The sequence below is a fragment of the Larkinella terrae genome (assembly GCF_009668025.1).
Classification (GTDB): domain Bacteria; phylum Bacteroidota; class Bacteroidia; order Cytophagales; family Spirosomataceae; genus Larkinella; species Larkinella terrae.
Genome location: NZ_WJXZ01000014.1, coordinates 1,162,492 through 1,183,763, shown reverse-complemented (window position 1 = coordinate 1,183,763; position 21,272 = coordinate 1,162,492). Strand labels below are relative to the sequence as shown.

The window sequence follows — 21,272 nt, the reverse complement described above, 5'->3', positions numbered from 1 at the left end:
TATAGACCAAACTATCCCAAAATCTCAATTTGGTATTGAATTTTTGGGTTCCACCACTTTAAAAATCAGACTATGGACTATTTAGCTCCCGTTTTATCCATCACGCCCGTTACGCATAACGTCCACTGTATCCGACTCCAAAAACCGGAAAATTACGCGTTCATACCCGGTCAGGCGACTGATGTATCCATTAATAAACCGGATTGGAAAGACGAAAAGCGCCCTTTTACCTTCACCTCTCTGGCGACCGACCCCTACCTCGAATTCACCATCAAATCGTACACCGACCATGACGGGGTAACCAACCAGATCGGGCAGTTGACCGCCGGTGACGAATTACTTCTCGGTGATCCCTGGGGAACGATCGAATACCAGGGCGAAGGTTATTTCATTGCGGGTGGCGCCGGCATTACGCCTTTTATCGCGATCCTTCGGCAGTTGCATACTGAAAACCGGCTCGGGAACAACAAACTGTTTTTTTCCAATAAAACCAGTGCGGATATTATTTATGCGGATGAACTGAAAGCGACGCTGGGCGACAATGCGGTTTTTGTGATCACCCAAAACCCTCCGGAAGAACCGCATCAGAAGGCGTACATCGACGAAAACTTCCTGAAAAACCACGTAGACGACTTCAAGCGCCCCTTTTACATCTGCGGCCCTGACCCCATGATTCAGGTCCTAACCGACATCGTTACCCGGAACGGAGCCGATCCACAATCGGTCGTTTTTGAGAAATAAAGCCCGGAATCAGAACGTTCCAAAACCGCACTAATCACCTCAGCCTACGGCAATCGATTTTCTGCTTCGCGGCCCTGCTTTTGAACCGGTTCGACAGTTTGTCGTCTTTATTGACAGACGAATTAGGCCGATTTGCCTCAAAAGTTTGCCCGGCAGCAACATCCGGAGATTTATTGGCGTATTGCCAGTAGATAACCAAATAAAAGAAGATAATGAAAATCGATGAATTTGCGGCACCGCCGTTTAGCGGTTTTTGGAAAATCATGACCAAAAGCCGGGCAATCGGGCTGATTACCATGCAATTGCTGGTCCTGGCTGCGCTTTTCTCCTGTTCCAAAGAAACCGACGATCTGACCCCGGGCGGAACCACCACGCCCGGCAGCTCAACGACTACCACCGGCAGCGCCGTTTCCATCGACAGCACGACGACCACCACCAGCAAGGCCGAAGGCAACACTGGCACAGCGGCCAATGCGGAGGATATCGTCACAAATTCCACCTTTTCTTCCACCGTTACCATCGCCTTTGGCAGTACCGTCAGCATCTCCAATCCGCTGGCGGGCAAGGGCGTAACGGTTACCGAAACCAACGGCGACGTGGTGATTAACGCAACCGTGGCGGAAGTGGCCTACGTGGTGTCGGGAACGACGACCAACGGTTCTCTGAAAATCTACAGCGAGAAGAAATTCAAACTGACGCTGAACGGCGTCGCCATCACGAATGCCGACGGTCCGGCGATCAATATTCAATCGGGCAAACGGGCTTTTGTGGTGCTGGCCGACAACACGACCAACTCCCTGACCGACGGTTCGAAATACACGGCCAGCGGTACCGAAGACATGAAAGGCGCTTTCTTCAGTGAAGGTCAACTGATTTTCAGCGGAACCGGAACGCTCAGTGTTAAAGGCAATTACAAACACGCCATTGCGTCCGACGACTACATTCGGATCATCAGCGGAACGATTACAGTGACCAATGCGGTCACCGACGGTATTCATACCAACGACGCCTTCATCGCCGACGGCGGCACGATCAACTTCACCGCGACCGACGACGGTATTCAGTGCGAAGAAGGTTATATCGTAATCAACAGCGGAACGTTCACGATCAATGTGGCCGGCAAAGGAATTACGGCTTCGTACGACACCGACAACACGATTGACCCGTACCTGACCATCAACGGCGGCACATTTGTTATCAATTCGAGCAAAGGCGAGGGCATCGAGAGCAAAAGTACGCTGACAATCAACAACGGAAACTTCACCATCAAAACCGCCGACGACGGCATCAACGCCGGGAAAGCCATTTACATCAACGGCGGCAGCATTTATTCGTACGCAACCTCCAACGACGGCATCGACTCCAACGGCCCGCTCACGGTAACGGGCGGAAAAATCGTCTCCGTTGGGGCCGGATCTCCTGAAGAAGGCTTTGACTGCGACCGCAATACGTTCAAAATAACCGGCGGCATTATGGTCGGCATCGGCGGGGCAACCAGCATTCCAACGGCCAGCGTCAGCACGCAGCCATCCGTCGTGCTCGGCGGAGGAACAGCCAACCAGCTCTTCCACATTCAGTCTGGCAGCGGCACCGAAGTCCTGACCTTCCTGATTCCGCGGACGTACACCACGATGCTGTTTTCCAGTCCGAAACTGAAAACCAGCCAGACCTACAAGATTTTCACGGGCGGCAGCGTCGCCACCGGAACCAATCTGAACGGGTTATACACCGCCGGAACGTACACCGTCGGCACGCAATCGTCCAGTTTCACTGCCAGCAGCATGGTTACCCAGATCGGCGGTAGTTCAGGTCCGGGTCGATAATCCGGAAATGACTTAATGCAGAAACCGTATTCCGGAACGGGTAGCAGTAACCTTTTCGGAATACGGTTTCTTTGTATAGTGCTGTTTTTCAGACCAATTCCGCAACCCGGCTAAACGCTCCGGCGTGTTCACGAACGAAGTCGGCATAAGATCGGGGGGCTCTTCCCAGGATGTGGGTTAACAAATCGAGTTGTTCTGACGAGGCTTTCAATCCCTCGGTTTGAAAAAACCGGTACATATGGACCCAGTCGTCGACCATCCAGCCGGGAAGCCACTGTTTCGCATTCGTCGCCCAGACCTCCAGATCATTCCCGGCATAGCGAACCTCATAGCCCAGTTGTTCCGTCAGGACTTGCGCGATCGAATCGCCGGTCAACCTATCCGGCCCCGCCAGGGCCACCCGTTGCCCGTCGAATTCGTCGGTCATTAACACCCGGGCGGTGGCTTCCGCAATATCCCGCACATCGACCCGGCTCAACCCTGCGCTACCGATTGGCTGGGTATAAAGCCCGTGGTTCACAATCCCGTCTTTAAACCAGAAATCGTTCTGATAAAAATTATTGGGGCAAATAAACGCATAGGTCAGTCCCGACCAGATGACGGCTTTTTCAATGGCTACTTTGGTATGAAAGTGCGGAATATGATCGCCCGTGTGCACATTGTGAATACTTTGGTAGACGATTTTACGGACGCCCGCCCGTTTGGCCGCAGCAACGGCATACGTTCCCTGAGCCACTTCAGCCGGACTCTGACGATTGAGCAGAAAAACGCGGTCGATGCCTTCAAATGCCTTTGGCAGGGTGCCTGGCTCATCCATATCGCCGACAGCAGCTTCCACCCCGTCGGGCAGTATAGCGGCCTTTTCGGCGGTTTTTACCAATACGCGCACATCCTGCCGGTGGCGCAGCAATTCCTGAACAATTAGACTTCCAACGGTACCGGTACCGCCAATCACAAGTGTTTTCATGGTTGATTAGATGCGTGTTGTTTACGGGATCAAAATTGAATGAACCCGCCAAGGAACCCAACCTCCAACACCATGAAACGGAAAAAGCAAGCGGTGAAACGCCACAGATTACTTTCCCGGCGACGAGCGATTTTCTGATCGGAGACCGAAATTGCGGGTTCGGCTGGGACAAGCGGCCTCTTCGCCGTACCTTTGCGGCATGAAATCCCTCCTCCCCGGCCTGCTTTTTGCCGCCTTGTGGGCTTCAGCTTCTGCTGCTACCAAATTCGGTGTTCTATCGGCTGATCCGCTCGTGCTGGCCAATACCCGGTTTTTGATTGCGGGACCGCTGATGCTGGCCGTCGCCCACGGAATTCAGCGCGGGCCGTTGCCCAACCGCACCGAATTCAAACGCCTGACCCTTTTCGCCCTGCTCAATACGACCATTTACCTCGGTGCTTTCGTCCTGGCCATCCGGCAGGTATCCGCCGGAATCGGTAGTCTTTCAACGGCCACCAGCCCGCTGTTTATCACTTTACTATCCGCTATTTGGCTCAAGCGCCCCGTCCGCTGGTACGAATTCGCCGGAATCTTCATTGGGATGCTGGGCGTTCTGGTGGCGACGTATCCGCTGTTGCAAAACAGTTTTGCCACCGTTCCCGGTTTACTGATTCTGCTGGGCGGCATGATTTCCGTCTCGCTCGCAACGGTTTATTACACCCGGTTTCGGTGGAAACTGCCCAATCTGGTCATCAACGGCTGGCAGGTGCTGATCGGCGGTTTTCTGTTACTACCCTTTACGTTCCTCTTCGGCAACTTTGAACAGAGTCATTTTGACACCAGGTTCTGGGGGTCGGTATTCTGGCTCATTATTCCCGTTTCCGTCATCTCGCTGCAAATCTGGTTTTACCTCGTCCGGCAGGACGCGGTCAAGGCGTCGCTCTGGCTATTCCTTTGCCCGATTTTTGGCTTCACCTACTCCTCCATTCTGCTGGACGAACCGCTCTCGGTTTACACCTTCCTCGGCACGGCGCTGGTGCTGGTCGGATTATACTTAGGTCAACGCGATAAATTCAAACGCAAGCCCTGATGTCCCGGCCCTGACAGCGGTCGCAGACCCTGTCAGCGGCTGAAAATCCCGGCAACGGCTGGAAACCCCGGCAATAGCTGCCGCTGACAGGGTCTGCGACCGCTGTCAGGGCCGGGGCTAAAAATTCAGCAACCAAATCAAGGCTTAGTTTTCCACCAGCACATATTCCAGATCAACGGTTTTTGTCTGTTGGTTCGGAATCGGATTAATGCCAATTTTTGTCGGATTAAATGGCCCCATTTCGGCGAGAATCTGCTGGGATTTAATCAATTTGGAACGGTTAAATAAATCGCCCGGCTGGACGGGAATGGCTGCGAGAATGCTATTGGTAGCCACTTTTTTATTGCCTTTCACGACCACTTTTCCGATGGTAGCGGGATGCCCTTCAAAAACCGTCAGCTCCAGATTAACCCGCGCACCCACCCGGTTTTCTTTCACGTCGATGTTGAAATACAAATAGCCTTTGTCCATGTACAGGGATGCAACATCCGTCCCGAGACGGTTAAAAAGATGGTCGTTAAAATCCTTTTTATCGTAGCGATCGCCCGGTTTTACGCCCAGTGTTTTATTCAATTCCGCCGTTGGATAAACCGTATTTCCTTTCCAGGTAATCCGTCCGATGGGCGTCCCATGTACCGGTTTTCCGGTGGGAGGTAAAACCCCCGGGCGGGATTCGGCGGGTTGGAAAAAGGAGCATAACGCCGTTGTGAGTACCAGAACGGGCAAAATGAGCAGAAAAGTCAGCTTTTGCATGGGTTTGGAAGGAGTTTGAGTAAGCATTTGAATACGCAGAAAAATGGGCTTCGTCGAGAAAGAATGTACCAGCGAATTCGGAGATTGTTGCAGGGTTAACTTCAGGAGCAAATAGCCGTATGTCCGGACATTTTTTCCGCTGCGGGCCATCCTTGAATCGACGAAATATTCGTGCACCAGCCGAATCGACCGACTGAAATACGGCACAACCGGATTGAACCAGAAGACGATGCCGAGGATTTCAACCAAAAGCAAATCCAGCGTGTGTCGATGCCTGACATGAAGCCGCTCGTGTTGCAGAACCTGCACCCGATCTTCTTCAGTCAAAGAATGATCATCGAAGTTGAGAAAAATGCCGTTCAGAAATGAGAAAGTCGGCAACCGCGACTGGCCATAAATGGAGGAATAACTTCCCGATTCTATTTTCCGGCTGGTTCGAATGACGTTGAAAATCGCGCTCAGATTTCGAAAGAAACGGGCGGTTTTATACAGACAGCCAAGTCCGTATAAAATTAGCAGAACTGCGCCCAGGTCAATCGCGGAAAATCCCGTCGGCGTGGTGGTTTCCGTCAGCAATAACTCCCCGGCCGATTGGCTGGATTCCACCCGATTTAGCCCAAAAACCGCTTCTGTGGCTTCGCCGGGGCTCAACAGGTCTGGCATTGGTCCGAAGGGAATGAGCAGGCTCAGCAGTGCGCTACCGAGCAAATAGAAGCGATTCCACTGAAAGTACGTCAGGCGGCTGAAGAAAAACCGGTAAGGCAGGGCAAAAACCGTCAGCGCAACCGTTCCCTGGGCCAGATAAATGAACAGATCAGTCAGCATGGCCGGTTTGGGTCGGATCGGTTTCTTCCTTATCCAGCATTTCCACGATTCGCTGAATGTCCGAAGAGCTCAGTTTTTCTTCGTTCACCATAAATGAAACGACCTTTTCCGGCGACCCTTCAAAGTAGTTCGTCAGAAAATGAGTGAATGTAAACCTTCGGTACCCCAGCTTCGAAACCGTCGGAAAATATTCGTGAGTTTTGCCGTAAGCCTTATGCCCCACAAATCCCTTTTTCTCCAGAATCCGAATGAGCGACGAAATCGTGTTGTACGGCGGTTTCGGGTCGGGCATGCCATCGATAACGTCCTTGACAAATCCTTTTTTGATGGTCCAAAGAATTTGCATCACTTTCTCTTCCGTTTTGGTCAGCTGTTCCATGAACCAAAGCTATAACGCATTTTTCAGTTATACAACGTATTAATCAGTTATATAACGTTAAAATACGTTAAAAGATACAAATCTAGTAAATGCGGGGTAAAAATGAAGGATCAAAACCGGGCCGGGCCGGGCTGAAAACCGCACCGGCAAAAGCAGTTTTTACCGAATAAAAAGCGACTTTTCAGGCATCATTTTCAAAAGCTGATCCGACCTCAAAAAATAGATTTTAATATATTGATTATCAATACATTACATTCGTAAAATAATTCTGCACCTTTGAACAAAGCGGACGTTTTTTTCGTTCTAATTATATGAACGAGAACACAGAAAAGTCGACAACTCAAGAGGGTAAACTGGTACCGTTTTCACCGGCTCAACCCGTGGACGAAACATGGCGAAAATCCATTCCGGCGCAGGTGTTTCTGAACCACTTCTTCGCGATTGATTTTCACATTCAGCGGCAGGACGACCTGTTCGATCTGCGCCGTTTTCCGTTGTTTCAGGATTTTGCGCCCGCCGTTTCCGACGAGCAACGCAAGGCGCTGGAAAAGTTGTTGCTGAATAGCTGGAGTGCCGAATACGCACTTCGGATTACGCCGGTGGTCAACGACAATCAGTATTTGCAAAGTTCGTTGCACTGGACGTTCCCGCAGGCATATTACAGCGTCTTGTTCAGCGTACGGGCTTTTCTGCATACGATGGGTGAACCGATCAGCAACGAAGAGATCATTCGTCGGCGAATCGGAAACATGGTCGTACGCGGCTATTACCCGGCTTCGATCGGTTTTTACGCTTCGGGTCCCTTGAACGGATACCGCACGATGCGGCTCCCGCTGGCAAAATTCGATATTGCGAAACCGGACCTGAACCTGCCTTCGCGGGAATCGGCCGCGCAGATTGAGATTGCCCAGTTTCTGAAAACCTCCCGCGACCGGCGCATCAAAGCCTTGCGGCAGGCAATTCAGAACAACCCGAAAACGGCGTTACGGAGTGAAAAAACCGGTAAGATTTTGCAGAAGTTCGGCCTAGATCAATACAAGCAACTGGGCAAACAGATTGGTTATACGACTTATTTCGACGCCCTGAGCCGCCTGCGGATTTCGTCGACCAACCGCGAGATCGAGCGGTTTGTAGAGTCGGAGATCGACGTTCGGCAGTTCCACGAAAGTCTGGTCAATATCGTGTCGCACATCAATGCCGTACACGAAGCTTATATTGCCAAAGCACTGGGGATTCAGGGCTATAAACAGTTGATTGCCAAGCTCCCCTCCTATTTGCAGAAAGGTTTCCTCCGCGAGCGACTGACCAGTGTCATCGAGCCGATGCTGCTTCCTGAACAGCCGGAGCTGCGGATTGCTGCGTAATGTAAATATCGAATATTGAATAGCAAAGGAGTCCGATTTCAAAATTCCGTATTCGCTATTTCTTTTTCATAAATGAAAAGCTCCGGTCCAATACCGGAGCTTTTCTTATTTGCTATCTTCCAGATACTTCCGGGTAAGTTCGAGATACTTCCCGACCGGCGGCATTTCCAGATTGGTTTCCTTGGCCAGCTCATCCCAGCCACGCACCTGTAATATTCCCCGGAAATATGGGTTCGTTTCAAATTCCTGCGCTTCGGTGGCCGACATCGGTCCGCCCTGAAACTCCAGCGTTTTCAGGCTGGCTTCCGAGAGCTTGTTGAAATACGCCGGATGCTTGAACGTCAGATACCGCTTGGCATTCACGTGATGTTCAATGAGTTGAGCCACTTTCTCCGAAAAACCGCGTTCGCGCAGCCAGTCGGCCCCCAGCTTTTCGTGATCGACGCGCCCGTAATCGTCCATGTGATCTTCCGCCAGATCCGACGGCAGCAAATGACCAATGTCGTGCAGAAAAGCCGCAATGATCGTTTCATCATCGGCTCCGGCGCGCTCGGCCAGCATTGCCGACTGCAGCATGTGTTCCAGCTGCGAAACGGGTTCGCCGTAATAATCATCGGAACCATGCTGCTCAAACAGCCCGGTTATTTCAGAAATCGTTTGCTCGGTAGTCATTGGCATTGAGTGGTTTAGCTATTGAGTGATTGAGTGAATAAAGCATAAGTATTCACTCAATCACTCATTCACACAATCACTAAATGAATTATTTGTCCCACCACACCAGGGTGTTGATATCGTTGGCGCCCTGGCGGGTGATGGCTTCTTCGGTGGCGGCTTTGTTCAGGCTGAGTTCTGAACTCGGGTACTGAAACCGCACCGGGATGCGGTTTTGGTTCAGGTTCGAAACGCCCGGTTTGAGGGCGGGAAAGCCCGTCCGGCGCCAGTCGAACCACCCTTCCAGGCCGCTGTAAAATAACGAAATCCATTTCTGAGTTCCAATCAACTCCAGCGCTTTTGCTTCGGTAAACGCAACATCCGGCTGCGCCAGGTAACCCGCCGGAACGTCCAGGCTGTAAAAGCCAAACGATGCCGTAATGCCTTTTTCGTAATAGCTCTTGGCATCGCCCGTAATCAGCTTTTTCTGAGCGGCTTCGGCCAGGATAAATTGCAACTCGGCATAGGTCATGATGATTCCCCGGGCAATGTTCAGATTCGCGTCGGTGGGCGTACCAAAACCGTCGATGTAATACGTTGCTCCCACGCGGGAAACGTTCTGCGCCCCCCCGTTATAAGTTAGGGCGGTTACGTCGTCCAGACCATTCGGAACACCCACGTACGCCGGTTTTCCGGCCGCCACCGAAGCAACCGTCGGGCGGGCGAAAATCATCAGACGCGGGTCATTCAGTTGGGCCAGTTTGTCGCCCAGGGTTTTACCCAACCGGAACTCGTCGAACGAACCCACCCGCGAGGTATACAGCGGAAACTGGTTCGGCACCGTCGGCAGGTAGCGCAGAGCCGCATTATCGGCGTTCGCGGTGAAAACCGGTGTCGCCGTTGGGTTGCTGAGAATAGCCTGCAGATCTGCCTTGACATCGCGCCGGTTCGAAATCCGCATCAGATACCGCAGCCGGAGCGAATTGGCCATTTTCTTCCATTTCGACACATCTCCCCCAAACAGAATATCCCCGTTGACCGCGCCATTTTCGGGTGCCAGCAGCGCGTTCGCATCCGTCAGATCCTTCAGAATGCCGTTGTAAATGGCTTCCTGCGTATCGTATTTTGGAAAAAATGCTTTGTCTTTTCCTTTGGTCGCTTCCGAGTACGGCGCGTCACCGTAGGCATCCGTCACCAGCGACATCATCCACGACTTCATGACCAGCGCAATACCCTGATAATTTTTCTGAACCGGGGTGGTCGCCGATGCAATGTTGTACATATTCTGCACTTCGCGGAGCGTCGAGTACGTGGTATTCCAGATCCCGTTTTGTTCTCCCCACAAATACCGGTCTTCGTTAACGAACTGAATCTTAGCCGTATACTGCATGACAATGTTGCCGATACCCCAGGCCGTTCCCATGTTTTCGTTCACCGTCGACCGGATGATGTTCGGCAGCAATAAATCCGGCGTCACGGTATTCGGGACGTTCGGGTTGGTGTTGACTTCCTCAAAATTATTGTCGCAGGACGTACCGACAGCGATCAGAAGCGCCAGACAAGCGATGAGTTGGATGTATGTTTTTTTCATAAGAATGCTATGTTTTGATGGTCGGATGGTTAAAAATGGTTAAATGATTACCGAAGTGTCAGGCCTTTCAACCATTTCTAACCATTCAACCCTTTAAAGATTAAACGACAGGTTAACACCGTAGTTACGCGCCGATGGGATGGCAACTGATTCCGCGCCCGGGATTACGGTCCCGCCTGAAACCGAGGAGGTTTCGGGATCGATGTGCGGCACTTTGGTCCACAAAAACAGGTTGCGGCCCACCAGCGAAACCGTTACGTTACGGAACGGCAGCTTCTTACCCAGCACCGAATTGGGCAGTGAATACCCAAACTTCACTTCCCGCAGTTTGGTGAATGACGCGTCGAAAATAGCGTCTTCCAGCACCCGGCGACCGAGCGTAAAAGCCGTATGCCACTCGCGGGCCGAAATCCGGCGCGTGTTTTCCGTAAACTGACCTTCACCGGTTTTTACCACACCCGGCACCACGTAATACGTTCCGGTCGGCGCATTTTTGAACTCCTTATCAACCGAATTATCGTAGTAGCCATTTTCGCGCCCCTGCAAGGTTTCGACCAACTGACCACCTTCACGCCCTACGACGTAGGTATGCGAATAAACTTCTCCGCCTTTCCGAATGTCGAACAGGAAACTCAGGTTGAAGCCTTTGTATTTGAAGGAGTTATTGATGCCCGCCAGCCAGTCGGGATTGTAATTTCCGAGTTTCTTCAGGTCATTGGTCGACACCGGCCGACCGTCCGTTGTGATCACGAGCTTACCCACATTCTGACCCGTTGGGTCGTAGTAGGCACTTTTCGGATCGTTGCTCACCCGTTCGTACGCATAACCGTACATGTCGCCCATGCGCTCGTTGACCCGCGCCTGAACCGAGAAATACCGGTTGGCCAGTTCGTAGGTCGAAACGCCGTTGGCCAGTTCCAGCACCTTGCTGCGGTTGCGCGAGAAGTTGATGTTCATATCCCAGCGAAAACCGGTGTTGTCCCAGCGAATCGGCGTCAGGTTCAGCATCACCTCGATACCGCTGTTCTGAATCCGTCCGGCGTTCTGCACAATCTGGCTGTAACCTGTTGTTCCCGACAAGGGCAAAAAGATGATCTGATTTCTACTGACCGTGTTGTAATAAGTAACATCCAGACCGACGCGGTTTTTCAGGAAACGCAGATCAAAACCGTATTCCTGTGAACTGCTGATTTCCGGTTTCAGCGCCAGGTTCGGAATCCGGGTCGATTCGCTGAACGTAGGCGTGGTTCCCCAGGGCGTTCCCGGATTGTACGGCTGCGAAAACTGGTACGGTTCGGTGTCATTTCCAACCTGGGCATAACCCGCGCGGAGTTTGGCAAACGAAACCCATTCCGGCAACTTCACCCAGTCACTGACCACCGCACTGAGCGTGCCCGACCAGTAAAAATACGAATTATCCGCCGACCCGACCACACCCTGCGGCAAGGTCAGCGTACTCGACCAGTCGTTCCGGCCGGTCAGTTCCAGCGTCAGTTTGTCTCGGTACGTCAATTGACCCGACGCAAACGCGCTGTTGATCCGGCGGTCGGAAATGTTCTGCGAATATTCCAACGGCACCCGGCTGTTGTTCAGGCTGTAAACGCCCGGAACCGTCAATTGAGGAGCAAAATTGTCGATGTAATCGTATTTGTTCAACCGCTGGTTTCCGCCCAGGGTCCCGCTGAGGGCGAAATCTTCGTTCAGCCGTTTATCGACCAGAAACAGCAAATCCGTGTTGCGTTCCAGGGTTTTCACGGCTTCCCGGCGGTAGGAACCATACGGATACCGCTGCGTGCTGAACGCCCGCTGGCGCACCCGCAGTTCATCCTGGTAATCGACCTGCGTCCGGCCCTGCACCGACAGCCAGTCCGTCAGCTGGTACGACAGCGTGACGTTCCCGATGACCCGGTTGATGTCCTGACCATTCGTGTTTTCGTACAGGTTGAAGTACGGATTGTCGTGGTAGTTGTAGTTAAAATTGAATTGCTGAATGCCTTCCAGACCCGGCTGCCAGTAGTTTTTCATCGACGCCATGTCGATCTGACGGCCCCACCAGCAGTTGAGCAGGTACATGATATTTTCCGTACCGTAGCTCAGGTTCGGGCGGTTGTCGCTGTGGTTTCGGATGTAACTCACGTTCGTCCGCGCCGTAAACCGGTCGGTCAGTTTGTAACCGGCATTTACATTGAAGGTATTCCTGGTTAAATCCGTATTCGGAACGTAGCCTTTCTGCTCCAGATTGGTGTACGACAGCCGGAAATCGCCTTTGTCGTTGCTTCCCGTTACGGCGACGTTATTGGTTAGAATCCGACCGGTTTCAAAGAAATCGCGGACGCTGTTGGGATGAGCAATATAGGGCGTTGGGGTTGCTACACCGGGGCCACCGGGCACTTTCGTATCACCCGCGCGGTAGCCTTTATCCGTCGGGGAATCGTGCTGAACAAGCAGACGGCCGTCCATTTTCGGCCCCCAGCTTTCATCCACACCGTCGCGCAAACCGCCCCCGGAACCGTCTTTAAACGTAAATTCACCGTTCAATCCCTGACCGTAAACATTCTGGTAATCAGGCAGTCGCAGCACGGATTCGAACGTCAGGTTTGAGTTGATACTTACGCCGATTCCTTTCGTGGCTTTACCGGTCTTGGTCGTGATGACCACCACGCCGTTGGCTGCCCGCGAGCCATATAAAGCCGTGGCGCTGGCGCCCTTCAAAACCGTCATCGTTTCGACATCGTCCGGGTTGATAAAACCGGCGCCATTTCCGTAATCAGCGTCTTGGTTGTTACGGCCCGAGGAGCCGACAAAGTTGTTGTTGATTGGTAAACCGTCGATCACAAACAGCGGCTGGTTTCCGTTGATATTCAGCGACTTTTCGCCCCGAATGGTAATCCGCGACGAGCCGCCGATTCCCGACGGACTATTGACAACGGTTACGCCCGCGATTTTTCCCGCCAGTTGGCTCACCAGGTTGGTTTCCCGCGCCTGCGAAAGAGCCGAATTGTCGATTTTCTGAGTGACATACCCCAGGTTGCGCTGTTGCTTGGAAATCCCCAGTGCCGTCACGACAACTTCGTTCAGGGCCTGAGTCGAAGCCGCGAGGGTCACGTCAATCGTGGTTTTTGCGCCGACCGTAATTTCCTGCGCTTCAAAACCGATAAACGAATAGATCAAAACCGCCGATGAATTCGGTACGCTCAGCGAATAAGTCCCATCGTTGCGGGTTGTCGTGCCGGTAGTGGTTCCTTTCACGACAATGGAAACACCCGGCAAGGCCTGCCCGGCTTCGGAAGAAACCACTTTCCCGGTGATCGTTTGCGCCAGCAACGGCAAACCCATCAAAGCGATAATCAAGGTCAGGAAGACCCGATGATACCTGACCCTACCCCTGCTGTCAGAAGGTAATTTTTTTTTCATAGTACAGTTAGCGAAGTTCCGACGGGCGGAAAGTTGAACAATGGATGCTGGATAAGAAAAAGTGGAATTGCTTTTTAGAAAGCCGCAAAAGTACCCGGTACGTATTGTGTGATTATTAAGGAATTATGAACTTTATACTATAGAAATTTATTATAGTACAAAATTTTACAATTCATTAACCAATCAACATAAATAAGCCTGCATTATTTAATAAATACAAATAATATACTGATTTTTTTCAATACTTACCAAATAGTTTTAACCATCCCCAGAACGAACAGCAGCCGGTTGAGGAATGGTTGACTGGTAATAAAAAGCTCTATCCGGGCGCTCGGGCAGGTTAGGTCGCGCAGGATACTTGTGAGGCTCTGGAAGTGTCAATGGAGACTATAAAATACATCAGCCAGCTAGCAAATCCGGCAATTCTCTTTGGGAAGACTCTTGTCAAAACCGGGATTTAGAAAGCAGCTCAATTCATTTGATCGAAAAAACCGGTCGGATTCTCTCCCGAAACCGTTGAGCCCCGCACAATCAGTTTCGTGGGTAGGACCACCAGTTCGGGTTCCGGGCGTTCCTCTTCAGCCCCTAACTGATTGAGCAACAGTTGTGCAGCTTGCCGACCAATTTCATCGACCGGCTGGGAAACCGTTGTCAAACCGGGTTCGATCAGGGCCGAAATCGGATCGTCGCTAAAACCCACAATCGCAATATCTTCCGGCACCCGCAGGCCCCGGCTTTTGATTACTTTCAGGGCTTCAATCGCCGTGGGGTCGTTGATAGCGAACAACGCGTCGGGTGGTTGGGGCAGATTCAGCAGGTGATTGACGTAAATATTCGCCTTGTCGAGCGTCAGGTCGTAGGAAATAATCAGCGACGGATCAATCGGAATCCGGTAATCTGTCAACGCATCCCGGTAGCCATTCAGGCGCGAACGGCTGTTTTGCAACGAATCCGGTCCCGAAAGATGGGCAATCCGGCGTTTACCGGTTTTGATCAGGTGCTCGACCGCCTGATAGGCCCCCTCATAATCGTCAACGGCTACTTTCGAAACGCTCATTTCGTCGACAACCCGGTTGAAAAAAACCACCGGAATTCCCTTCCGATCAAAGATCTTGAAGTGTTCGAAATTCCGGGTTTCCTTCGTGTGGGACACCAGAATACCATCCACCCGGCTGGCTAACAGCAACTTCGTATTGACAATCTCCGTCTCGTACGACTCATTCGAGTGACAAATGACAATGTTGTAGCCCGCTTTCGCCAGCACATCCTGCGCACCAATGATCACTTTCGGAAAAAACGGACTCAGGAACTCCGGCACCATAATGCCGATGGTTTGCGTCCGGTTGGTCAGCAACGAAATCGCCAGCTGATTGCGCTGGTAATCGAGCTGCGCAGCCAGTTCGAGCACGCGTTCACGGGTTTTGGCTTTTACGTTCGGGTGCCCCGTCAATGCCCGCGAAACGGTCGACTTGGAAAGGTTCAGGGTTTTGGCAATATCGACAATGGTGGCCTGGTGATTCTTCATCAAATAGTACTATTCTAATTTTTCAAGTTTTTCAGCAACGAATTACATCCTTATTTCCCACTGAATGACTTCTTTTTTGGGAACATTCCCAAAAAATTGGGAATGTTCCCAAAAATATAATTCAATTTTTTCTTTTCAAAATTACCATTCCGTCGTAATATCAATCAGGAAAAGTAAAAAAAACGGATTTAGTAGGTTTTAACCCAGTTAAAGACTTATTCAATGGGAAATCCGCCTACCCAATTTCAAAGAACTACGCTTTTCCTTGAAATAGTAAATTTTCAATACCAACCTTTAACTGTAAGGACAATGTCCAGATCTACGTATGCAGCTTCCTAAACCAAACCGGTTGGCGAGCGGACTTCTCTGTCTCCTTTGGCTAGCCCTCTCTTTCTCATCATTCGCCCAGTCTGGCCGCAGCGCAGGGATCCGCGGCCGGGTCACTTCCGGCAACGAGCCGCTGCCCGGAGTGAACGTCATTTTGAAAGGTACGACGCAAGGCACCACAACCGATGCCAACGGTCAGTATACCCTTTCTATCCCGGACGCCAGCGCCGGATCGGCGGTTCTCACGTTCTCGTATATCGGGTACGTTTCGCAGGAAATCAGCGTCGGCAGTCGCACCTCCATCGATGTTTCGCTGGTGTCGGACGACCGGTCGCTGAATGAAGTCGTCGTGGTCGGGTACGGAACCCAGCGGAAGGTCGAAACCACCGGGGCTATTGCCTCGGTAAAAGCCGCTGATCTGGTCCAGACGCCGGTGGCCAACGTCGCCCAGGGTCTGCAATCGCGGGTGGCCGGGGTGCAGGTCAATCAGAATACAGGCGCGCCGGGTGGTAACATCAGCGTACGGATTCGGGGAACCAACTCGATCAACGGTAGCTCCGAACCGCTGTACGTGGTCGACGGAATTCAGATTTCGAACAGTGGCGGTATCACCGACGTCAGCCCGCTCTCGACCATCAACCCGAACGACATCGAGTCGGTCGAAATCCTGAAAGATGCTTCAGCTTCAGCCATTTACGGCTCGCGGGCGGCCAATGGCGTCGTTCTGATCACGACCAAGCGCGGTAAAACCGGCGCCACCCGCGTTACGTTCGACAGCTATTATGGCGTTCAGAAAGTCAACAAAACCTTACCGGTTTTGAATGCGGCCCAATTTGCCCAGTTGGAGAACGAAGTTTTCAAGAACAACTTCTACCCAAACCCGTCATCGCTGGGAGAAGGAACGAACTGGCAGGATCTGATTTTCCGTCAGGCACCCATTCAGAACCACCAGTTGTCGATCAACGGCGGAACCGAAAAAACGCAGGTGGCACTTTCAGCCAACTACTTCGATCAGAGCGGGATCATCATCAATTCGGCGTTCAAACGCTACTCGTACCGCCTGAACGTGGACCATAAAATCAGCGATCGCGTGAAGGTAGGAACCAGTATTTTAGGCAGTTACGCCATCAACTCGGGCATCACGACCGGTTCGGAAACCATCGGTGATGCGGGTGTTGTCACGGCTTCGATCCTCGGCGCGGCCATCGGCGCACCGCCAACCCTGGTGCCTTACCGGACCGACGGCACGCTCTTTCCGTTTGGTGAGCAGGCTGGCGGTCAATACCGAGAAGTAACCAACCCACTCAACTTCGGCAGTGTTTTGAACCGCAATGCCATCCGGCGGACGCTCGCCAATTTTTACGCGGATTTCAATATTATCAAAGGACTGACCTACCGCGCTTCGTTCAACGCCGACTTGCAGAGCAATTTGCGCGACGGTTATTCGCCCCGTTCCATCGTCAACAAATCGGATCTGAACGACAACTCGGGTTCCGGTTTCAAGGTTAACGGCAACAACCTGGCCCTGCTGCACGAAAGCATCCTGACGTACAGCACGACGTTCTCCGAGATTCACTCGTTCAAAGCCACTGCAGTGGTTGCCTCGCAATCGGAGCAAAGCAACTCGAACCAGATCAACGCCAACGGTTTTCCGAACGATGCGACGCAGAACGACGCCCTCCAACTGGCGCTGAACCGCACGGTAACCAGCAGCCGGAGCCGCCAACGGCTGGATTCGTACCTGGCACGCGTTAACTATGGGTACAAAGACAAATACTTCCTGGACCTGACTGCCCGGGTCGATGGGTCGAGCAAATTTGGAGCGAATCACAAGTACGGTTTATTCCCAGCGGTTTCGGCTGCCTGGCGGATCATTGAGGAGCCGTTTGCCAAAAATGTTTCCTGGCTTTCGGACCTGAAACTTCGAGGAAGTTACGGGATTACCGGGAATGCGGGTGGCCTCAACCCTTACCAGTCGCTGGCAACGGTTTCGGCTCCAAATCCAGGCAGCGACTACAACATTAATCACACATACCAGATTGGTATCAACCCGTCGGGGATTGCCAACCCCGACCTGCGCTGGGAGCGTTCGGCCCAGTCCGACATCGGTTTGGACATCGGTATTTTGAACAACCGGATTAGCTTCATTGTTGATGCGTACCAGAAAACTACGAAGGATTTGCTGTACGTAAAAGGTCTTCCGTTGAGCTCGGGTTACAGCACCATTACCGGCAACTTCGCGTCGCTGCAAAACAAAGGCCTGGAATTCGCCGTGAACGCCCGGATTCTGGATGGGGCGTTGAAGTGGAGCGTAAACGGTAACCTGACCATGAACCGTAATAAAGTATTGGATCTGGACGGTGGAACGACCCAGGAGCGGTTTATCACTGCTTACTCAGTGCTGAAAGTTGGTCAGCCGCTGGGCGTTTTCAAAACCTACGTGTATGACGGAATCAACCAGACCGGCGAAACGATTCTGCCGGGTTACGACGGTCGTCTGGGTGGGTTAAAAGTGAAAGATGTCAACGGTGACGGCGCCATCTCGGCGGCCGATCAGGTGATCAGCGGGAATCCGAACCCCAATTTCATCTACGGTTTTTCGACGAATCTGTCGTACAAAGGTTTTGACCTGAACATGTTCCTGTCGGGTTCGCAGGGGAACGATATTTACAACGCGGCCCGTCTGTCGTTCGAAATGCCGCTGGGTCAGCGCAACCAGTTTGCTGGACTCGCCAACCGCTGGTCGGCTACCAACCCGAGCAACGAGTACGTGAGCGGTTTTCAGGCTGGTCGTCTGCCCGTCACCAGCCAGGTGGTGGAAGATGGTTCGTACCTGCGTTGCAAGAACCTGACGCTGGGTTACACGCTGCCGCGCATCAAAGGACTTCAGCTAGTCCGGGTGTACGTCAGCACCAACAACCTGTTCACGATCACGAAATACAGCGGTTTTGATCCGGAAGTGAATACCTACGCCGGCTCCAACACCGCCATCGGTATCGACAACCTGGTGTATCCACAAGCCAAATCATTCCTGGGCGGTTTGCAGGTCACGTTCTAATTAGTGAATGAGTGATTGAGTGAGTTAGCGGTTTTCCCTATCCATTCACTCAATCACTCAACCACACAATCACTCAATTGAAAATGAAGAAAATATTCATCCCGATACTTGCAGCGGTCTGTCTGACTTCCTGCGAACTGGACGAAACGATTTATTCGTCTATTTACACCGAAGCGTTTTACAAAACTGCTGCCGATGCGGAGAAAGGGCTTGTGGCTGCCTACGATCCGTTTGCGGATATGTACAGCGGTCCGGCCGGAACGATGGTGCCGGACTTTAGCGACGACCAGACCTACCCGCGGGGTGTGGTAGGTCGCAACACGCTGACGCTCTTCACCTACGACGTCAATTACACGACCCAGAAAAGTAATTCGCGGCTTAACGAAGCCCCTCAGCAAATCTGGTCGTCGGGCTACGACGGCATTGAGAAAGCCAACTGGGTAATCGCCAAGGTTCCGGCTGCGGTGATGGACGAAACCCGCAAAAAGCAGATCATTGGGGAAGCTTATTTCCTGCGGGCGTTCTACTACTGGATGCTGGTCAAAAACTTCGGCGATGTGCCCATCAAGAACACACCGAGCTATTCGGAAGCGGATGCGATTGTGGGAAAAAGCCCGAAAGCCGAGGTTTTCAAACAGATTTATGCGGATCTGGAGCAGGCCCTGGCGGCCGGTTTGCCCTCCTATCCGGCGGTTGACAAAGGTCGCCCGGCGAAGGAAGTAGCGAACGCCCTGTACGCCAAAGCGGCTTTGTATAACGAAGAATGGCAGAAAGCCCTCGAAAAAGCGCAGTCGGTTATTACGTCGGGAAAATATTCCCTGATGCCGGATGTGCGGGATGTTTATAAATACGACAAGGAAGATGCCGCGCGCATCGAAAACATGTGGGCCTACGAAGTGGACCCGATCTCCCCGGGCCGCTCGCACCAGTTGACCGGTTTGTGCGGACCAGCCGCCAGCGGTGGACCGGAATACGGCAAAACCACCTTTGGGTCGATGTTTGCCTACCAGTCGTTCTACAATTCATTCAATCCGCAGGACAAACGCCGGTTGTTGCTGGATACAACGTACGTGGACAAAAATGGCAAAACCGTACCGCAACGAAGCGTAACGCCCATCACCACCGACGGCGTGCTGATCAAAAAATACCAGGACCCGGTTTCGACGCAGGGATTGATCCCGAATATTCCGATCTTACGACTGGCCGATATGTACCTGATTGCGGTCGAAGCCGAAGCGCGTCTGAACGGACCGACGGCTACCGCCTACGGTTACATCAACACCATTCGGAAACGGGCCGGACTGCCCGATCTGGCAACGGGGCTGTCGAAAGATGCGTTCATCGAAGCGGTTTTGCAGGAGCGCGCCTGGGAGTTTTTTGCCGAAGGCGACCGCTGGTATGACCTGACCCGCACGGGCAAGTTCCTGACGGTCATCCCCAAAGCGGTCAATGCGGTTTATCCCGTTCGGAACGTCACCGCGAAAAACCGGTATTTTCCGATTCCGCAGGACGAACTGAACGCCAATCCGAAACTGGAGCAGAATCCGGATTGGAAATAGGTAACGGTTTACGGTATTCGGTGGCTGACGCATAAAATTAAGAAAGCGCCAGCTACTGAATACCATAAATAGAAAACCGTCAACGACTATTTCAACAGTATGAAACGAATCAGTGGTTTTCTTTTCCTGGTAATGGCGATTCTGGCGTCTCCCCGGCACACGGATGCGGCTTCGACACTTCCCAAGATGCCGGGCGAAGTGCGGGAGTTTACCATCATTGAAAACGATACCACGACCTATATTCTGAAACTGGCGTTGGATGATACCGGTCATCCCGCTTATTTTTTCCGGAATGTCTTCACCCCGGTTTGTCTCACGGGTGAATGTAAACCGGTGTATATCAACTTTTACTGGGATTTGGTGGGCAACTACCTCCGCTACGATTTTCCGCCGGGCGAGGTGTTGACCAAAATGGATCACCGGGAATTCAAAAAGGAAGATTACGACAAGTTGCAGGATATTCTGAGCCGACCAAACTCGCTGCTGAAAGACGTTGCCATGAACGATCTGGTTGGGAAAGGCACCGAAAACCTGGCGGATTCCGTTGATGCCAAAGCCGGAGCGACCCTGAAAACCGTTAAAAACGAGGTGATCGACGGAGCGGTTTACACCTGCTACACGCTCTGGCACATTGCCAACGGGCACGTCATCGACGAAATCCTGCGGATCACGGAAACCTACCGCGATGATACCCTACTGCACCGGTTTCTGAGCAGCGCCAACCATTATTACCAATATTGGGCGATGGAACGGGTGATCGACCAGAACGGGAATCTGGATACCGAATTCAATGCGGATGTTCAGAAAATCATGCGGGGAACCAATGTTTACACGGCCCGATTTGCCTTACAACGCCTTGCCGATCCGTATTTTTTCGATTCAAACCGGCAGGTCTGGCTGTGGGAAACGTTCCGAAAAGCGCCGTATCCGATTCAGATTGCCATTTTGAAGAAGCTAAACAAAATTCCCTTTGGCACTCCGCTGGCCGATCTGACCTCGAAAGAACTGACCAACGCCAACCCGGAACAATTCAAGCTGATGCTCAAACTGCTGGCCACCCAGCCGAAGTTACCGGAGAAAGCACTGCAAAATCTGGCAGTTCATCTGACCCATTCGAACCCGGATTATACGGCTGAAATTTACCGCGTCCTGGCCGGTTTTCGTCCCAAAAACCGGGAAGTAGTGACCCGGATGAACAGCTATAAAGCAAAAAATCCCTAAACCCG

The 21,272-nt window shown here is 52.2% G+C and carries 14 protein-coding genes; 7 read left to right on the top strand and 7 right to left on the bottom strand.

The features are described from left to right. Window positions 1–72 precede the first annotated feature (72 nt). Both GJJ30_RS26525 and GJJ30_RS26520 read left to right on the top strand, forming a co-directional pair. Window positions 73–741, top strand: a complete 669-nt coding sequence (locus GJJ30_RS26525) for an FAD-binding oxidoreductase (RefSeq protein ID WP_154178182.1) — start codon at window positions 73–75, stop codon at window positions 739–741. A gap of 212 nt (window positions 742–953) precedes the next feature. Next, a complete protein-coding gene (locus GJJ30_RS26520) occupies window positions 954–2,564 on the top strand; it encodes a carbohydrate-binding domain-containing protein (RefSeq protein ID WP_205880620.1) in 1,611 nt (536 codons plus the stop codon). 88 nt (window positions 2,565–2,652) lie between these two features. Here the strand turns inward: GJJ30_RS26520 and GJJ30_RS26515 are convergent, their stop codons facing one another. Next, on the bottom strand, window positions 2,653–3,531 hold the full coding sequence (locus GJJ30_RS26515) for an SDR family oxidoreductase (protein WP_154178181.1): 879 nt from the start codon (window positions 3,529–3,531) through the stop codon (window positions 2,653–2,655). 199 nt (window positions 3,532–3,730) lie between these two features. On the opposite strand from GJJ30_RS26515, the gene GJJ30_RS26510 reads away from it, so the two are divergent. Then, window positions 3,731–4,600, top strand: coding sequence for a DMT family transporter (locus GJJ30_RS26510; RefSeq protein ID WP_154178180.1), 870 nt, complete (start codon window positions 3,731–3,733; stop codon window positions 4,598–4,600). Window positions 4,601–4,744: 144 nt separating this feature from the next. On the opposite strand, the gene GJJ30_RS26505 is transcribed toward GJJ30_RS26510, so the two are convergent. Beyond that, window positions 4,745–6,178: a M56 family metallopeptidase gene (locus tag GJJ30_RS26505; RefSeq protein ID WP_154178179.1), complete on the bottom strand. Its 1,434-nt coding sequence runs from the start codon at window positions 6,176–6,178 to the stop codon at window positions 4,745–4,747. Further along, window positions 6,168–6,557 carry a BlaI/MecI/CopY family transcriptional regulator gene (locus GJJ30_RS26500; protein ID WP_154178178.1) on the bottom strand — a complete coding sequence of 130 codons (390 nt, stop codon included), beginning with the start codon at window positions 6,555–6,557 and terminating at the stop codon, window positions 6,168–6,170. Before GJJ30_RS26500 ends, GJJ30_RS26505 begins: the two co-directional genes overlap by 11 nt. A gap of 311 nt (window positions 6,558–6,868) precedes the next feature. Between GJJ30_RS26500 and GJJ30_RS26495 the strand changes: the two genes are divergently transcribed. Beyond that, a complete protein-coding gene (locus tag GJJ30_RS26495; RefSeq protein WP_229313432.1) occupies window positions 6,869–7,921 on the top strand; it encodes a hypothetical protein in 1,053 nt (350 codons plus the stop codon). A 105-nt stretch (window positions 7,922–8,026) separates the two neighbouring features. Here GJJ30_RS26495 and GJJ30_RS26490 read toward each other — a convergent pair whose 3' ends face one another. From GJJ30_RS26490 to GJJ30_RS26475, 4 genes are all read right to left on the bottom strand, one after another. Next, on the bottom strand, window positions 8,027–8,593 hold the full coding sequence (locus GJJ30_RS26490) for a phosphonate degradation HD-domain oxygenase (RefSeq protein WP_154178177.1): 567 nt from the start codon (window positions 8,591–8,593) through the stop codon (window positions 8,027–8,029). 88 nt (window positions 8,594–8,681) lie between these two features. Further along, window positions 8,682–10,163, bottom strand: coding sequence for a SusD/RagB family nutrient-binding outer membrane lipoprotein (locus GJJ30_RS26485; RefSeq protein ID WP_154178176.1), 1,482 nt, complete (start codon window positions 10,161–10,163; stop codon window positions 8,682–8,684). A gap of 93 nt (window positions 10,164–10,256) precedes the next feature. Then, a complete protein-coding gene (locus GJJ30_RS26480; RefSeq protein ID WP_229313430.1) occupies window positions 10,257–13,514 on the bottom strand; it encodes a SusC/RagA family TonB-linked outer membrane protein in 3,258 nt (1,085 codons plus the stop codon). A gap of 532 nt (window positions 13,515–14,046) precedes the next feature. After that, window positions 14,047–15,102 (bottom strand): LacI family DNA-binding transcriptional regulator, encoded by a 1,056-nt coding sequence (locus GJJ30_RS26475; RefSeq protein ID WP_154178174.1) that lies wholly within the window; start codon window positions 15,100–15,102, stop codon window positions 14,047–14,049. 325 nt (window positions 15,103–15,427) lie between these two features. Between GJJ30_RS26475 and GJJ30_RS26470 the strand changes: the two genes are divergently transcribed. The 3 genes from GJJ30_RS26470 to GJJ30_RS26460 all read left to right on the top strand — a co-directional run bounded on the left by GJJ30_RS26470 (window position 15,428) and on the right by GJJ30_RS26460 (window position 21,267). Next, on the top strand, window positions 15,428–18,487 hold the full coding sequence (locus tag GJJ30_RS26470; RefSeq protein ID WP_154178173.1) for a SusC/RagA family TonB-linked outer membrane protein: 3,060 nt from the start codon (window positions 15,428–15,430) through the stop codon (window positions 18,485–18,487). 83 nt (window positions 18,488–18,570) lie between these two features. Next, on the top strand, window positions 18,571–20,046 hold the full coding sequence (locus tag GJJ30_RS26465) for a RagB/SusD family nutrient uptake outer membrane protein (protein WP_154178172.1): 1,476 nt from the start codon (window positions 18,571–18,573) through the stop codon (window positions 20,044–20,046). A 99-nt stretch (window positions 20,047–20,145) separates the two neighbouring features. After that, a complete protein-coding gene (locus tag GJJ30_RS26460; RefSeq protein WP_154178171.1) occupies window positions 20,146–21,267 on the top strand; it encodes a hypothetical protein in 1,122 nt (373 codons plus the stop codon). Window positions 21,268–21,272: the final 5 nt, after the last annotated feature.

What these genes read in the sequence shown, in the direction of transcription:
- GJJ30_RS26525 (WP_154178182.1), top strand. Translation starts at nt 73, where the DNA reads ATGGACTATTTAGCTCCCGTTTTATCCATCACGCCCGTTACGCATAAC.
- GJJ30_RS26520 (WP_205880620.1), top strand. Translation starts at nt 954, where the DNA reads ATGAAAATCGATGAATTTGCGGCACCGCCGTTTAGCGGTTTTTGGAAA.
- GJJ30_RS26515 (WP_154178181.1), bottom strand. Translation starts at nt 3,531, where the DNA reads ATGAAAACACTTGTGATTGGCGGTACCGGTACCGTTGGAAGTCTAATT.
- GJJ30_RS26510 (WP_154178180.1), top strand. Translation starts at nt 3,731, where the DNA reads ATGAAATCCCTCCTCCCCGGCCTGCTTTTTGCCGCCTTGTGGGCTTCA.
- GJJ30_RS26505 (WP_154178179.1), bottom strand. Translation starts at nt 6,178, where the DNA reads ATGCTGACTGATCTGTTCATTTATCTGGCCCAGGGAACGGTTGCGCTG.
- GJJ30_RS26500 (WP_154178178.1), bottom strand. Translation starts at nt 6,557, where the DNA reads ATGGAACAGCTGACCAAAACGGAAGAGAAAGTGATGCAAATTCTTTGG.
- GJJ30_RS26495 (WP_229313432.1), top strand. Translation starts at nt 6,869, where the DNA reads ATGAACGAGAACACAGAAAAGTCGACAACTCAAGAGGGTAAACTGGTA.
- GJJ30_RS26490 (WP_154178177.1), bottom strand. Translation starts at nt 8,593, where the DNA reads ATGACTACCGAGCAAACGATTTCTGAAATAACCGGGCTGTTTGAGCAG.
- GJJ30_RS26485 (WP_154178176.1), bottom strand. Translation starts at nt 10,163, where the DNA reads ATGAAAAAAACATACATCCAACTCATCGCTTGTCTGGCGCTTCTGATC.
- GJJ30_RS26475 (WP_154178174.1), bottom strand. Translation starts at nt 15,102, where the DNA reads ATGAAGAATCACCAGGCCACCATTGTCGATATTGCCAAAACCCTGAAC.
- GJJ30_RS26470 (WP_154178173.1), top strand. Translation starts at nt 15,428, where the DNA reads ATGCAGCTTCCTAAACCAAACCGGTTGGCGAGCGGACTTCTCTGTCTC.
- GJJ30_RS26465 (WP_154178172.1), top strand. Translation starts at nt 18,571, where the DNA reads ATGAAGAAAATATTCATCCCGATACTTGCAGCGGTCTGTCTGACTTCC.
- GJJ30_RS26460 (WP_154178171.1), top strand. Translation starts at nt 20,146, where the DNA reads ATGAAACGAATCAGTGGTTTTCTTTTCCTGGTAATGGCGATTCTGGCG.